Annotated in this window: 16 protein-coding genes and 1 tRNA gene; 7 read left to right on the plus strand and 10 right to left on the minus strand. The window is 46.8% G+C overall.

The genetic code is table 11. The annotated features are described in order from the left end of the window. Positions 1-8 precede the first annotated feature (8 nt). The 5 genes from LMJ53_RS06200 to LMJ53_RS06220 all read right to left on the minus strand — a co-directional run bounded on the left by LMJ53_RS06200 (position 9) and on the right by LMJ53_RS06220 (position 5,448). A complete protein-coding gene (locus tag LMJ53_RS06200; protein WP_229585292.1) occupies positions 9-1,037 on the minus strand; it encodes an ABC transporter ATP-binding protein in 1,029 nt (342 codons plus the stop codon). Positions 1,038-1,049: 12 nt separating this feature from the next. Beyond that, positions 1,050-1,880, minus strand: coding sequence for a carbohydrate ABC transporter permease (locus LMJ53_RS06205; RefSeq protein WP_229585293.1), 831 nt, complete (start codon positions 1,878-1,880; stop codon positions 1,050-1,052). A 3-nt stretch (positions 1,881-1,883) separates the two neighbouring features. Next, a complete protein-coding gene (locus LMJ53_RS06210; RefSeq protein WP_229585294.1) occupies positions 1,884-2,756 on the minus strand; it encodes a carbohydrate ABC transporter permease in 873 nt (290 codons plus the stop codon). Between the two features lie 68 nt (positions 2,757-2,824). Beyond that, the gene (locus LMJ53_RS06215) at positions 2,825-4,132 is read right to left on the minus strand and encodes an ABC transporter substrate-binding protein (protein ID WP_229585295.1); all 1,308 of its coding nucleotides are present in this window, start codon (positions 4,130-4,132) and stop codon (positions 2,825-2,827) included. A gap of 44 nt (positions 4,133-4,176) precedes the next feature. Next, entirely contained in the window at positions 4,177-5,448 is a 1,272-nt protein-coding gene (locus LMJ53_RS06220) for a hypothetical protein (RefSeq protein ID WP_229585296.1), read from the minus strand. Positions 5,449-6,060: 612 nt separating this feature from the next. Between LMJ53_RS06220 and LMJ53_RS06225 the strand changes: the two genes are divergently transcribed. Next, positions 6,061-6,561 carry a DUF3016 domain-containing protein gene (locus LMJ53_RS06225; protein WP_229585297.1) on the plus strand — a complete coding sequence of 167 codons (501 nt, stop codon included), beginning with the start codon at positions 6,061-6,063 and terminating at the stop codon, positions 6,559-6,561. A 70-nt stretch (positions 6,562-6,631) separates the two neighbouring features. Here the strand turns inward: LMJ53_RS06225 and LMJ53_RS06230 are convergent, their stop codons facing one another. Further along, positions 6,632-6,937 (minus strand): primosomal replication protein PriC, encoded by a 306-nt coding sequence (locus LMJ53_RS06230; protein ID WP_229585298.1) that lies wholly within the window; start codon positions 6,935-6,937, stop codon positions 6,632-6,634. Between the two features lie 177 nt (positions 6,938-7,114). Between LMJ53_RS06230 and LMJ53_RS06235 the strand changes: the two genes are divergently transcribed. After that, a complete protein-coding gene (locus LMJ53_RS06235; protein WP_324295594.1) occupies positions 7,115-7,498 on the plus strand; it encodes a MerC domain-containing protein in 384 nt (127 codons plus the stop codon). Between the two features lie 73 nt (positions 7,499-7,571). On the opposite strand, the gene LMJ53_RS06240 is transcribed toward LMJ53_RS06235, so the two are convergent. From LMJ53_RS06240 to rsgA, 3 genes are all read right to left on the minus strand, one after another. Further along, on the minus strand, positions 7,572-8,273 hold the full coding sequence (locus tag LMJ53_RS06240) for a glycerophosphodiester phosphodiesterase (RefSeq protein WP_229585300.1): 702 nt from the start codon (positions 8,271-8,273) through the stop codon (positions 7,572-7,574). 205 nt (positions 8,274-8,478) lie between these two features. After that, a complete protein-coding gene (gene asd, locus LMJ53_RS06245; protein WP_229585301.1) occupies positions 8,479-9,336 on the minus strand; it encodes an archaetidylserine decarboxylase in 858 nt (285 codons plus the stop codon). A gap of 21 nt (positions 9,337-9,357) precedes the next feature. Then, positions 9,358-10,392, minus strand: a complete 1,035-nt coding sequence (gene rsgA, locus LMJ53_RS06250; RefSeq protein ID WP_229585302.1) for a small ribosomal subunit biogenesis GTPase RsgA — start codon at positions 10,390-10,392, stop codon at positions 9,358-9,360. Between the two features lie 128 nt (positions 10,393-10,520). Here rsgA and orn point away from each other — a divergent pair, with 128 nt between their 5' ends. The 3 genes from orn (at position 10,521) to LMJ53_RS06265 (ending at position 11,548) form a co-directional block, all read left to right on the plus strand. Next, positions 10,521-11,069: an oligoribonuclease gene (gene orn, locus LMJ53_RS06255; RefSeq protein ID WP_229585303.1), complete on the plus strand. Its 549-nt coding sequence runs from the start codon at positions 10,521-10,523 to the stop codon at positions 11,067-11,069. Positions 11,070-11,143: 74 nt separating this feature from the next. Further along, positions 11,144-11,219: transfer RNA gene (locus LMJ53_RS06260), tRNA-Gly, on the plus strand. 125 nt (positions 11,220-11,344) lie between these two features. Beyond that, positions 11,345-11,548: a DUF1289 domain-containing protein gene (locus LMJ53_RS06265; protein WP_229585304.1), complete on the plus strand. Its 204-nt coding sequence runs from the start codon at positions 11,345-11,347 to the stop codon at positions 11,546-11,548. Here the strand turns inward: LMJ53_RS06265 and queG are convergent. Then, positions 11,517-12,665: a tRNA epoxyqueuosine(34) reductase QueG gene (gene queG / locus LMJ53_RS06270; RefSeq protein ID WP_229585305.1), complete on the minus strand. Its 1,149-nt coding sequence runs from the start codon at positions 12,663-12,665 to the stop codon at positions 11,517-11,519. The genes LMJ53_RS06265 and queG overlap by 32 nt on opposite strands. 212 nt (positions 12,666-12,877) lie before the next feature. Here queG and tsaE point away from each other — a divergent pair, with 212 nt between their 5' ends. Together tsaE and LMJ53_RS06280 are read left to right on the plus strand one after the other, a co-directional pair. Continuing rightward, complete coding sequence (gene tsaE, locus LMJ53_RS06275) at positions 12,878-13,351, plus strand: tRNA (adenosine(37)-N6)-threonylcarbamoyltransferase complex ATPase subunit type 1 TsaE (protein ID WP_229585306.1); 474 nt, start codon at positions 12,878-12,880, stop codon at positions 13,349-13,351. After that, positions 13,338-14,714, plus strand: coding sequence for an N-acetylmuramoyl-L-alanine amidase (locus LMJ53_RS06280; RefSeq protein ID WP_229585307.1), 1,377 nt, complete (start codon positions 13,338-13,340; stop codon positions 14,712-14,714). The genes tsaE and LMJ53_RS06280 overlap by 14 nt, the downstream gene beginning before the upstream one ends.

The raw sequence follows: 14,714 nt of genomic DNA on the forward strand, positions 1-14,714 counted from the left end.
GGTGCTCGTTATACTTGAGACGCGGCAACGGGTGTCGCATTTAAGCTGTTCCCGGCGGCATCAAATTTATGGATTTTATCGTCTGCTGCGCTCAGTCTGATTTGATCGCCTGAGCGGATAGGGCTGTCACCGTCCGCTTTCACGGTCAAGGTACCTATGCCGTCAACATGGACATGTAGAAAGCTTTCTGAACCAAGATGCTCAATCACACCTACTTTACCTGTCCACATGCCTGCGTCTTCGTTAATCTTGAAGTGCTCTGGGCGCACACCCAGCGTACGTGTAAGCTGATTAGCTTGAGCCTCGACCTCAATGAAATTCATCTTGGGTGAGCCGATAAAACCAGCAACAAATTTGTTGACCGGCTGCTTATACAGCTCTAAAGGCGTGCCGACTTGTTCAATAACACCGCCATTAAATACCGCGATACGATCCGCCATGGTCATGGCTTCAACTTGGTCGTGTGTTACATAAACCATGGTCGTACCCAAGCTTTTGTGTAGTTCGGTGATTTCAAGCCGCATATTGACCCGCAATGATGCATCAAGATTCGATAATGGCTCATCAAATAAGAAGGCTGACGGCTGGCGCACAATAGCGCGGCCAATTGCTACGCGTTGCCGTTGGCCACCCGACAGTTGACCGGGTTTACGATCTAAATAATCAGTTAAATTGAGCATTTTGGCTGCGGCTTCGATCTTTTGGGCGATCTCAGCAGCCGGCACTTTGGCCCGTTTTAAGGGAAAGGCAATGTTATTGCGCACACTCATATGCGGATATAAGGCATAAGATTGAAATACCATGGCCAGGCCGCGTTTGGCAGGGGCTAATTGCGTAGCGTCTTGCCCATCGATTTCAATGATGCCGCTGCTGGTGTCTTCTAAACCGGCGATCATCCGTAATAACGTCGACTTGCCGCAACCTGATGGCCCAACAAACACAATAAATTCACCATCGCGGATGGCTAAATCTAATGGACGGATCACGTTTACGTCACCGAAATTTTTCGTTACTTGTTTTAATGTAATGCTACCCATGATACGAATTCCTTATTTCACTGCGCCGAAACTTAATCCACGCACTAATTGTTTTTGACTGAACCAACCCAAGATTAAAATAGGCACGATGGCCATCACGGAGGCTGCGGATAATTTCGCGTAGAACAGGCCTTCCGGGCTGGAGTAGCTGGCAATAAATGCCGTCAGTGGTGCTGCGTTGGCAGCCGATAAAATCAGTGTCCAAAAGGCTTCGTTCCAAGCCAAAATGACATTTAACAGCAAGGTTGAGGCTATGCCGGGTAAAGCGATGGGTAGCAATACATGAAAGATTTCTTCGGTAATGCTGGCACCATCCATCCGGGCCGCTTCAAGGATTTCATGTGGGATCTCGCGAAAGTAGGTGTATAGCATCCAGACCATAATTGGCAGGTTAATGAGCGTCATCACGATCACTAAACCGAGCTTGGTATCCAGTAGGGAAAAATCCCGAAATAACAGATAGATTGGGATTAACACGCCTACTGGTGGCAGCATCTTGGTAGATAACATCCACATCAACAGATTTTTGGTACGCTTGGTTGGCACAAATGCCATTGACCAGGCGGCGGGGATGGCAATCAATAAACCGACGACACTTGAGCCTAAGGCAATGACCACTGAGTTAATAAAGTGATCAAAGTAAGGTGAACGGGCCAATACATCGCTGTAGTTTTGCAGCGTCCATTCAAACATAAATAGGCTAGGGGTTGCCGAAATGGCTTCAGCCTCAGTTTTAAAGCTGGTGATAAACGTCCATAAAATCGGAAAGAATATCAGGCCGCTGATTAACCAGGCTAGAGCGGTATAAAAGACTTTTGAGCGGAAGCTCGCGTTTGTTGACATCGATTAGCCCTCCAAATTCTTGCCAATAAGGCGCATTAAGAAAATAGCCACAATATTGGCGATAATGACCGCGATAATGCCCCCTGCCGAGCCACCCCCGACATCAAATTGCAGTAGTGATTGGGTGTAGATCAGATAAGTAATATTGGTTGAGGCATAGCCTGGACCGCCACTGGTGGTCACCAAAATTTCAGCGAAGATCGACAGTAAGAAAATGGTTTCAATCAGGATCACGGCAGTGATTGCCCGTGATAAGTGCGGTAACACAATATAGAAAAACTTGCTGATGGGCCCTGCGCCATCTAGGTCTGCCGCTTCTAATTGCTCGCGATCTAAAGATTGAATAGCGGTTAGTAATAGCAAGGCAGCAAACGGCAGCCATTGCCAAGAGACGATCACAATAATTGAAAGTAGCGGGTAGTGAGCGAAAAAGTCGATTGGCTCAGTGCCAAAGAACGCGGCAAGGTGGGCAAATAAGCCATTTACCGGGTTCATAAACATGTTCTTCCAAACAAGCGCTGATACCGTCGGCATCACGAAAAATGGCGCAAGCACCATAATGCGTACATAGTTACGGCCCCAAATGGCTTGGTCCAGTAAAATGGCTAAGCCAATGCCGCCCCCGATGGTAATGGTTAGCACGCCACCGACCAGCAGTAGAGTATTAAAGAAAGATTCAATAAACGCCGGATCAGTCAGAAAGAATTCGTAGTTTAAAAAACCAATAAAAGCTTCATTGCCAGGCATCAGCAGGTTGTAATCTAAAAATGAGAAATACAACGTCATGCAAAGTGGCACAATCATCCATCCTAGCAACAGCACCACGGATGGAAACAGCATGAATCGAGCCAGTGTTCTGGACTGTATCGTAGCCATAAGGAAAACCTCTAAAAATATATGTTTGAGAGGTAAGCACACGGTCTTACCTCACGGGATGACATGGCTTATTTCGGATAGCGTGCTTTACGCATGGTGCGTTCCGTGGTGCGCTGAGCATTCAATAAAGCTTGCTCAACCGACATTTGACCCGTTAGCGCGGCAGCAAATTGCTGACCGACCGCCGTACCAATGCCTTGAAACTCTGGAATGGCCACAAATTGTATGCCGACATAAGGTACCGGCAACACGCTGGGGTTAACCGGATCGGCAGAGCGAATGGCATCGAGGGTGATTTGCGCAAAAGGTGCTGCGGCTAAGTAGTCTGCATTCGCATACAGAGAAGCACGCGTGCCTGGCGGAACATTTTTCCAGCCTTTTTTACTGGCCACTAATTCGGTATAACCTTTCGATGTTGCCCAGCTGATAAAGGTCATGGCCGCATCTGATTTTTTACTGCTTGATGGGATCGCCAGCGTCCAAGCCCATAACCAGTTGCCTCGTTTACCTAGGCCATTATCAGGTGCCATGGCAAAACCCACTTGATCGGCGATGTTTGAATCGGCTGGGTTGGTCACAAAGGCGCCAGCAACAGTGGCGTCGATCCAGATACCGCATTTACCGGTTTGAAATAATGCGAGGTTTTCGTTAAAGCCGTTGGCTGAAGCACCTGGTGGTCCATATTGATTCATCACTTCAACATAGTAATTCAGGGTATCTTGCCAAGCTTTAGTGTTAAATTGTGGCTGCCATTTTTCGTCAAACCAGCGCGCGCCAAACGAGTTAGCCATGGCCGTGATGAGCGCGACATTCTCGCCCCAGCCAGCCTTACCGCGTAAACAGATCCCGTACACGCCGGCCTCTTTATCGGTCATGGCCGCTGCCGCTTGTTTAATAAACTGCCAGCTAGGGGTATTAGGCATCTCTAAACCGGCTTTTTGCATTAAGTCTTTGCGATACATCACCATCGAGCTTTCGCCATAGAAGGGGGCGGCATATAACTCGTCTTGATAGGACAAGCCATTTTTAATGGATGGCAGAATATCGTCCACATCATAATCTGCGGCAAAATTATCGAGCTTTTTCAACCAACCTAATTTGCTCCAGATCGGTACTTCATAAGTACCGATGGTCATCACATCATATTGACCACCGCCCGTCGCCACATCGGTGGTGACACGCTGGCGTAAGATATTCTCTTCTAACGTGATCCATTGCAGTTTAATGTTCGGATGCGCTTGCTCAAACTCGCTGCTAAGCTCTTTCATCGTGATCATGTCGCCATTGTTGACTGTGGCGATGGTAATGGTTTCTGCGGCGGTTGCGACAGTCGCGAGCATGGCTAGGCATGCAAAACTGAACGTTCTGATAGACATAGATAATTCCTTAGATTCTGGCTGGTAAAGCGTGTATCAACAGATTAAAAGCGTACCGAGACTTCAGCAGTAAAACCGCCCCAGTCTGTGCCGATTTGGCCCGCTGAGTTAGCGCCTTCGCGTTGCTCAACCCACTCTGCTTTTAATAAGGTGTTTTCTGCTAGCCACCAGCCAGCCCCTAATTGCAGCCGAGTTAAATCGGTATCGCCACTCACACCCTCTGTTTCATTGCTGACTTGAGAAAAGCGGGTTGCCAGATAAAGTTTATCAGGAATAATGTAATGTGATGCTTCTAGCCCGAAAAAGCGCATTTTGCTGCTGATCGCCGCATAAGCGACGCCTTGAGTGGCAACGGCTTGATTACCGTTAACATCGACAAAGCTATAGTCATCCTCGGCGGTACCGAACCAGCCTCTGAACAAGGTGTTCTCAGAAAGGCGATATTGGCTGTTTAATTGCACAATCGTCACGTTTAACCCCGGCAGTAAGCCGGCATGCGTATCGCGAGAGCTATTGCCACTAGAGACAAAATTGTAGTTATCACCGTCACCAAAAATTAATCCCGCCACTTGGATATCAGCAAAGTCACGTAAACCTACTTGACCGCCCAGGTCGCTAACAAACCAGCCGATGCCTAAATCTAGGCCAAAGTCGGTATTAACAGAAACATCACCAAAAACGTTGTAGCCGCGGCCATCACCATAGTCCTCGTCAAAGGTGGGTACTGTTACGGTGATATTGGCATTAACTTTGTCGATATTGTATTGCTGTAGCTTATAAGCCCAAGCCACTTGTACGCCTGATTCAGCCGTAACAAAGTCGGCAATAGAGTTACCGATCAATGGGTTGTTTTGTACCGCCGCGCCATCAGAAAAACCTCTGAAATCAAACACGGACGATTCGATATTACCGGCTTTTACATGCAATTCGTGAGGGGTATCCGTGACTTTTAATAAGCCTAGTACGTTGAAATCGATATAGCCAAAATCTTGCGAGATCTCAAATTTGTCATCGCTGCCAAAATCATTCGGTTCTTCACCTAAATCGACAAAGGCAGTGATGTCATCGGTGATCTTAAATGTCAGTTCTAAGTTAAAGCGCAGGCGCTGAAAGCCTGCCGACATGTTTTCGTTAATAGGATCAAAAGCACCGGGATCGGCTTCGATATTTTGAAAGCCCTGCATAAAAAGAGCATTTACTTTTAGGCGATCATCAAAAAATTCTGCGGCATCTACAGGTGTGGCGCTGAAGCCTGCGCAAAGCAAGGCTGAGGCCAACACTGAAAACGAATGTTTCGTGTTGTTGAATAATGTCATGTTTAAAACCCTTGTCTTGGAACGTCATTTTTATGTGTTTTAACCTACAGCGAGGTGGTCAAAAACTTCTGGGTATTAATGCTTACTCCGATTCGTTTTTTATATTCGGGCATTAGCTCAGTGCTTGAGCATATTCTCGATTAATAATTCTGCCGTCAACTGTTTTTGTCAGAATTTAAGCAGGTTTTTTAAGCTCTTTATTTTTTTATAAATAAATTCAATAGCTTAATTTCAAATTTTTTTATTGCTGGGTTCAGTTTGGATTCATCTGAGAAAGTGCAGGCCAAGAGAGGGCGCACTATTACGTTAATGATTGATTTATTAAGTGCTTAGCAGCGGTGAGGCAAAGCGATTTTGATAACGTCAGGTGTAGGCAGGCACCTTTGAAAGGGGTTTTAACCATGTCAACGTGGGGCCTAATTACAGAAGCGATACGACTTGCTCGGATGGAGAGGCGCTTTTACTTCGGCAAAGTGTCAGTTTGTATGGCCATTTTATGCGGTTAAGCAACAGCATGCCGTTTGTCAGTTACCGTGTTCAGCTTGCATAAAGCTAACTTAGCCTATACCTTTAAATGTTGTAATAACTCATCAGTTATTCGAGGAGGTTAAAATGCGTAACAGTATATTAGCAATGACGCTGCTAGCGTGGTCAGGGCTTAGTGTCGCAGCAGCCGAACTAACACTAAACTTTGATGATCCCAAAGGTTTTACTGATGTAAGGCCGACTAATGATACCCGTAGTCGCTATTCTGAAAGAGTGGTCGCGGCATTTACTGATTCCTTTAACGAGTTGGCCGCAGCAATGCCTGCTGGATATAAATGGCAAGTCACGGTAACCGATATTGATTTAGCGGGTGATGTTGACTATTTTGCTGGGCCAGCCGGTCAAGCTTTACGCATTGTTAAAGATATTCATTCGCCTGCTATTCGCTTTACACACCAATTACTCGATGCCAGTGGCCAGACGGTGTTAAGTGGCGAGGTAAAGGAGCGTGATATGGGCTTTTTGCAGCGCTTAGGCCGAGCCAATTCGCGTAAAGAATTTGAGTTTGAGCATAAAATGCTGGAAGACTGGTTTAAGAAAACGGTAAAGCCTGCTTTGAATGACTAGTACCGGTATCGGTAGTCAATCACAAACGATGTGTGAAAGGGGTAACGGCTAAGCGGTTACCCCTTTTTTGTTATTTGGTGATGTGTCGAAACTCAGCCAAGGTTTTGTGTAACAGTTTGAGTTGCCGAACCACACGCTCTAAAGTTGCGGTATTGAATTGCTGGCTTTGCCGCATCGCCGCGATGTGTTCTGCAGTTTCAGCTAAGTAAGGCATAAAACGATTACTTTGCGCACTAAATCCTGCTTCTTTAGCAAATACCGCCTGATGATTAGCCTTACCCTCTTGTTGCAATTGCTCTAGCAGTGCATCGGCATCGAGGGCTTTACGATAAAGCTCTTTTAGATTGTCATCCAGTTGTTCCAGTAGAGTATCCATAACGCATCTTTTCAAATCATTAAAATTATCCAGCTATTATGCCATAAAGGCTGTGGTAGCAGAGTCCAAAACAGAGATAATTTGTGCCGAGCCATTCCATTATAAAATGTTTTGTTATACTATATCGTTTCTTTGATTTCGTGTTTTAAGGATATCGCAGTGATTGCCAAAGCGAGAGTGTTGTTTGATAAGGTAGGAATAATGGTCACATCGTTATGTGCCATTCATTGCATTATGCTACCTGTCATTCTGCCGATCCTACCTTTGTTAGGTTTAACTGCCGGCCACAACCATGCGTTTGAAGGCATAGTGTTACTGCTGACCATGGCCTTAGGTTTCTTCACGTTATTTGTAGGTTTTCATCGTTATCATCGTAAACTTTACCCATTTTATGCGTTGTTTTTAGGTGGTTTTATTTATTGGCAACGTGGTGCTTGGGGTAGCGAATACGAACACCTCATTTTGATTATCGGTGCCACCTTAGTGGTGTCAGCGCATATTATGAATATGCGCTTATGTAACAGTTGCAATAGTTGCGAAGACGAACATCAACCGTCTTAATTCTGCAAACCCATCTAAAAATCCCGCTACGGCGGGATTTTTGTTTCTGATGATTTACTGCTTTTTGCGCCGTTTAGTTTGACGCTGAAAGGCGCTGTCTGCTGCGCGCCGGATAATTGCTAAAGATCCCATCTACGCCATAGTGCTGCAGCCGCGCAATATCATCGGCTTGATCCACGGTATACACATAAACTTTTAAGCCACGGGTTTTGGCGTCATCGACAAACGCTTGGTCAATAAAGCTAACATCACAATGCACCGAGTAAGCCCCCAGTTGCTCTGCAAAAGCCGCATAATCAAGCGGTAAGCTGGCCGTTAACGCCCCCAGTTTTAAACTAGGCTGCGCGCGTTTGATGGTATGCAGTAAATGGTGATTAAACGAAGAAATCAGCAAGCGTTGGCAATCGAAAGCCAATTCTTGCTCGGCTCGTTGCAGTAATTTAAGCAAGGGCTCGGCGGTATCCGCGCCTTTTAATTCAATATTTAACCATGCCTTGGTTGCCTGCAAATAGTGCAACACTTGCCACAGTGTCGGTACGCGCTCACCGCGCCCGGCATCTAGCTGCTGTAATTGGGCTAAAGAAAACTGATATAAGCTGCCTTGGCCATTCGTGGTGCGTGCCACATGATGATCATGGATAACAATCAGCTCACCTTGCAGTGCAAACACATCTATCTCAATAGCATCTGCGCCTTGAGCTATCGCTTGCTCAATCGCCAATAGCGTATTTTCTGGATACTCACCACTGGCACCACGATGCGCGATGATTTGCATACTCATTCCTTAAAACCCCTTTTTGCTTAGTTTACTGCAGATAAAGGGCCGGTTGCGGATTTTTTTTCATCAGCGTGTCGCGGCAACTGAAGGTAAATAGCCTAGATTAGAGAGGTTTAGCTGAGGAGGCTTAGAGAAAAAGGGCGTTGTGACGAGAAAGAAGAGAAGAGCAGGACATCCGTATATCCTGCTCAGGTGTTACTGTTTAGGTTATGTTAGCAAACGGCGTACCCATGCGAGTGACGCTGCCGGGTTGCTGATCGGCTAAGAATGCTACTTTGCCAGCAGGGAAAGCTAAGATCACCGTTGAGCCGAGTTTAAAGCGGCCCATTTCGGCGCCTTTTTCTAAACGAACACTGTTTAAACCGCTCGCCGGATAATTCCAACGGAAAATACTGCTGCCCGCTGGGGGCGTGACGGTACCGGCCCAGACGGTTTCAATGCTAGCAACGATCGTAGCACCAACTAATACCAAGGCCATTGGGCCAAACTCGGTATCAAAAATCGTTACCACGCGTTCGTTACGGGCAAATAAATCAGGCACGTTTTCAGCCGTTAATGGATTAACCGAAAACAGCTCGCCGGGCACATAGATCATTTCTCGCAACACGCCAGTTACCGGCATATGAATACGGTGATAGTCTTTGGGGGCTAAGTAAATGGTCGCAAATTCACCACCTAAGAAAGGCGCGGCGGTTTGTTCTTTACCCCCTAATAAGCTTTGTAAGCTGTAGTTATGGTTTTTAGCTTGCACCAGTTGGCCTGAAACAATTTCACCCAGCTGGCTAATGGCGCCGTCCACTGGATGGGCGATAATCGTTGGATCGCTGTCCAGCGGGCGAATACCGTCTTTTAACGGCCGAGTAAAAAACTCATTAAAACTGGCATAGTCACTGGCGCGTTCAAATTTAGCTTCCTGCATGTTGATGTTATAGGCTTTGATAAACAGCTTAATCAGCGCATGGCTGATAAAGCCTAAACGGGCAGCGGCCAATTTACCCACTAAGCGGGAAATTAAATGCTTAGGTAGCATATATTGCAGGGTGATTTTTAGTTTATCCATAGCGGGTCGATACTCTTAAAATTAAAAATGATTCGGTTTATCCTGCGTCATACTGGTCAGGATTTTTAAATAACTGTCGTAACGTTCTTGGCTGATCGCGTTTTCAGCTACGGCATGTTGAATGGCGCAGCCGGGGTCTGTGATATGTTTACAGTCGCGGAATTTACAGCGACCCAGCCAAGGTCGAAATTCAATAAAACCTTGCGTTACTTCTTCAGGTGATAAGTGCCATAAAGCAAATTCGCGGATCCCTGGCGAGTCGATCAGTTCGCCACCTTCTGGCAAGTGATAAAGACGCGACACCGTCGTGGTATGTTGGCCCAAGCCGGACAGCGCTGAGACCTCCTGTGTAGTGACCGCTAGGCTGGGCATGAGCGAGTTCATTAATGACGATTTGCCAACCCCAGATTGACCAACAAAGATACTGGTTCCGCTGTGCAAATGCTGTTGCAATTCAGCCATGCCTTGGCCAGTTTTGGCACTCAATAATAAACATGGATAACCTAAACCACGATACAGCTCAAGTTGCCGCTGAAGTTCAGCTTGTGCAGCAGCATCTAATAAATCCGCTTTGTTAATAACCAGCAGCGGTTTAATGCCGGTGATTTCAGCAGCAACCAAATAACGGTCGATAATGTTTAAAGACAGCGCTGGCAAAATGGCCGAGACAATAATCATCAAGTCAATATTGGCAGCTACAGGCTTTAGGCCATCATAAAAATCAGGGCGTAATAAAACAGAGCTGCGATCTTCCACTGCTTCAATAACACCATCAATACTGCCGGTCGCTTGCGTGCTGCGCCGCCACAGTACTTTATCGCCAGTCACCACCGAACTGATGGTGCGACGCATACTGCAACGGATCACCTTACCTTGGGCATCTTCAACGTCGGCATGCTGGCCAAAGCGACTGAGTACCAAACCTGGCTCAGGCGCTAATAAAAGTTGTTCATCCCAGTCGACGGCACCTTTTTTCGCATTACGTTGTAAACGTCGCTGCTCATTTTTGGCAATTCGATCGTGCTGGCGCTGTGTTAGATGTTTTTTCTTGGTCACTGGTTACCGTTTTTCTGTAAAGGATGCTATTACTGTTAAGCTTAGGACGTGTATCATACCTGCAATCTGGGTTGTAACAAAGCAGCAAACGTTTCAGCCCACTCACTTCAGAAAGGTACTGAATAATTATGACAGTGAATGATAGCAACTTGGTTTGGCTTGATTTAGAAATGACGGGGCTGGAACCAAAAACCGATGTTATTTTAGAGATGGCCACTATTGTGACGGACAGCGAGTTAAATATCTTAGCGGAAGGTCCGGTCTTTGCCATTAAAACCGCGGATGATGTGTTGGCGAATATGAACTCTTGGTGTGTTGAGCAACACGGTAAGAGTGGCTTAACGGCTCGCTGTCGTGCCAGTGACGTTACGCTAGCCGACGCGGTTGAGCAAACACTGGCCTTTTTAAGTCGCTATGTTAGCCCGGGTAAATCGCCGATGTGTGGCAATAGCATAGGTCAAGACCGGCGTTTTTTGGCAGAATATGCGCCTGAGTTCGAAAGCTTCTTTCATTATCGAAATGTCGATGTCAGCACGATAAAAGAGTTAGCGAAACGCTGGGCGCCTGAAGTGATTAAACACGTACAAAAAACCAACAGCCACTTGGCGATGGACGACATTCGTGAGTCAATTGCTGAATTAGTGACCTATCGCACACATTTTTTTCGAATTCCTTAAAAAAATGCTTGCATCGATTGGCCAGTTTTGTAAAATGCGCGCCATCAGTAAGCAACTTCGGTTGCAAACATGATGCGAGTTTAGCTCAGTTGGTAGAGCGCTACCTTGCCAAGGTCGAGGTCACGAGTTCGAATCTCGTAACTCGCTCCAAATTAGAAAAGCAGCCCTTGTGGCTGCTTTTCGCTTTTCTGAATCTGCGATATTGCCAAATGTCTTTTTTTAGACAACAATTTCTAGCAAAATGTTATGTTGAGACACACTGCTAAGGATTTGCGATGGCGCTCTCCCCATGTGTTAGAAATTGCTGCCTAGACCAACACGACTGCTGTTTGGGATGTGGCCGTTTATTGACTGAAATTACCGAATGGCATCAGGCTAACGAGCAACGAAAAACGGAAATTGTCCAGCAGGCGGCAGCACGGCGAGCAGAGCGGCCTGTTCATCCGCTTAACTATCTCGCGGCAGACCCTTCTGAATAATCCGTACTAAACGTTCGGTACTTCTTGGTAATAAATTGGCTTGTTGCCAGCTTTTTTGTTTTTGCTGTGCTAGCGCCCAGCGAATATGCTCTTTTACTAATTCACTGGCGTCAGCCAACCGTTGCTGTAATAACTCACTAATAGCAGGATCATAAGGCGCATTGCCTAGCGCAACGGCAATGTTTCGTTGCCAGCGTTCAAAACCAATCCGCCTAATGGCACTGCCTTCGGTTAACTGCAAAAAGGTCGCTTCGTCCCATTTGAACAGCGCCATCAGTGATTGATCTTGCCACTGCGGTCGGCGTTGAAAATCCGCTTCTTGGGTCAATGGCGCGGCTCGATTCACCGGGCAAACTAATTGGCAATCATCACAACCATAAATACGATTGCCGATTTGCGCTCGAAACTGTTCAGGGATCGCCTCGGCTAATTCAATAGTGAGATAAGAGATACAGCGGCGGGCATCAACAACATAAGGCGCCACTATGGCACCTGTTGGGCAACTGGTTATGCAGGCCACGCAGCTACCGCAATCGCCGTTGTGTGGCGTGTCAATGGGCAAATCGAGATTCACCAGTAATTCGCCAAGGAAAAACCACGAACCGGCTTGTTCGGCCAACACCAAGCTATGTTTGCCAACCCAGCCTATACCGGCTTTTTGTGCTAAAGGCCGTTCTAAAATGGGCGCCGAGTCGACAAAAGGGCGGCCGGCTAATTCAGCACTGAGCGTGGCAATCTTCTGGCCCAGTTGCTTTAAACGTTGGCGCATTAATTTATGATAATCTCGCCCCAGCGCATAACGGCTAATATAAGCCAAGTTAGGATCGGCTAAGTTAGTGGCAAAACCTGCTTGCTGCGGTAAATAATCTAGGCGTACGCTAATGACACTGAGCGTACCGGGGTGTAATTCAGTGGGCCTGGCACGCAACATGCCGTGTTGCGCCATATAATGCATATCACCATGGAAGCCAGCGTCTAACCATTGCTGTAAGTGCGCTTCATGCTCAGCTAAGTCAGGTTTAGTAATACCACAGGCCTGAAAACCTAATTCAGCGGCCCATTGTTTAATTTGCTCGGCTAGCTGCTGTTTTTCCATACTGAACTCTGTATTCGTCATATCGCGCTTTTCTAGGCGCTACTTTAACATAAATTGTCCATGGTCTTTTGGCATTTAGACTTCACCCCGATGGCTATAAGTGGCTAACTAACGGGAACTTGAGGCAATTTACTTAGTCTGACCACAAGCTTGAGCGGTTTTTCTTCCTGCATGCCCTACAAGTTTGTTAACATAGCCAACGGCAATTAAAGATAGGGTGTTGAGTTATTACTGTGGTAGAACTTAAGGTACAAATTGATAGCGAAGCGCAAACAGCAGCGTTCGCGGCAAAACTGGCGGCGCAACTGCACGGTGGTTTAGTTCTGTTTCTGCAAGGGCCTTTAGGCGCGGGTAAAACCACCTTCTCTCGAGGTTTAATTCAAAGCTTAGGCCACACAGGTAAAGTAAAAAGCCCAACCTATACCTTAGTTGAACCCTATGATTTGGTAGGCCTACAAGTTTATCATTTTGATTTGTATCGGTTACATGATGCAGAAGAACTGGAATTTATGGGGATCAGAGATTATTTTAATGCTGATAGCCTATGTTTAATTGAATGGCCTGAACGTGGTTTTGGCTGTTTGCCTGAACCTGATTTAACGCTGGCTTTTTCGCTGGATGCCACTTCGCGTCATTTGGTTATCACGGCGCATAACGCACATGTTCAAACTTTATTGACAGCATTGACGGATAATGAAAAAAACTAACGCGCTGCTTGCTCATCTCATCTTGTGTTGTTTGTTACTGCAAAGTGCGGTGGCGTTTGCCAGTAATCAGGTACAGAATATTCGTATATGGCCCTCGCCAGACAATACCCGTGTGGTATTTGATTTGGCTGCTGCCCCAGAATATAAATATTTCACCTTAGAAAACCCAGAACGCTTAGTCATTGACTTAAGTCGCGTCACGGGCGCGACCACACTGCCAGCGATTAGCGGTGAAGCCCCGCTGATCCGAGATATTCGCAGCAGTGGCACCAAAAACACCATGCGCATTGTGCTCGATTTAAGCAGCGCTGTTAAACCGACGATTTTTGCACTGACCCCGACACCTCCTTATGGCCATCGTTTGGTGGTGGATTTACCCGATAGTAAAGCCAGCAGCAGCAGTGCCAGTAGCGCGCCGGTTGAGACTCGCCCTGCGACGAACAGCAGCGCCAACACAGGCAGTAGTCGCCAGGCGATTCCTGCGACAGTGCGTGCCGCTCGCGATATCATTATTGCTATCGATGCCGGACACGGTGGCGAAGACCCCGGCTCCATTGGCCCCAGCGGCATTTATGAAAAAAACTTAACCCTGCCTATTGCCAAGCAATTACTGGAAACCATTAACCGTGAGCCCGGTATGAAAGCCACTATGGTGCGTACCGGTGATTACTATGTGCATGTGAATAGCCGCACTGATATTGCGCGGCGTATGCAAGCAGATTTATTAGTATCCATTCACGCGGACGCCTTTACTTCACCTCAACCGAAAGGCGCTTCAGTATGGGTGTTATCGTTACGTCGAGCGACCTCAGAGGTCGGCCGGATGCTAGAGCAAACGGAGCGACACGGTGAGTTGTTAGGCGGTGTCGCGGAAGTGATTAAAGACTCGGCTAATGAGCGCTATTTAGCGCAAACGGTACTCGATTTATCAATGAATCATTCGATGGTAACGGCACATCAAGTGGCTAACCAAGTCTTGTCTGAATTGGGCAAAGTGACGACTCTCCACAAAAAAGAGCCGCAAGCTGCTAGCTTAGGGGTGTTGCGCGCGCCGGATATTCCGTCCATTTTAGTTGAAGTCGGTTTTATTTCTAACCCGCAAGAAGAGCGTTTATTGCGCAGTAGTTCGCATCAGCAAAAATTAGTGCAGTCATTATTTAATGGTTTGCGCCGTCACTTTGAGTTATCGCCTCCAGCCGATTCGTTATTTGCGCAGCGTCGTTCGAAAGAGCACCGCGTGCAAGCAGGGGAGTCTTTATCGTTATTAGCACAGCGTTATAATGTGTCACTAGACGAGTTACGCCGCCATAACGAACTGCGTAACGACAGCATTCGCATTGGTCAGGTGTTGCGGATCCCCTAA

Source organism: Rheinheimera sp. UJ51 (assembly GCF_020819615.1).
GTDB lineage: Bacteria > Pseudomonadota > Gammaproteobacteria > Enterobacterales > Alteromonadaceae > Alishewanella > Alishewanella maricola.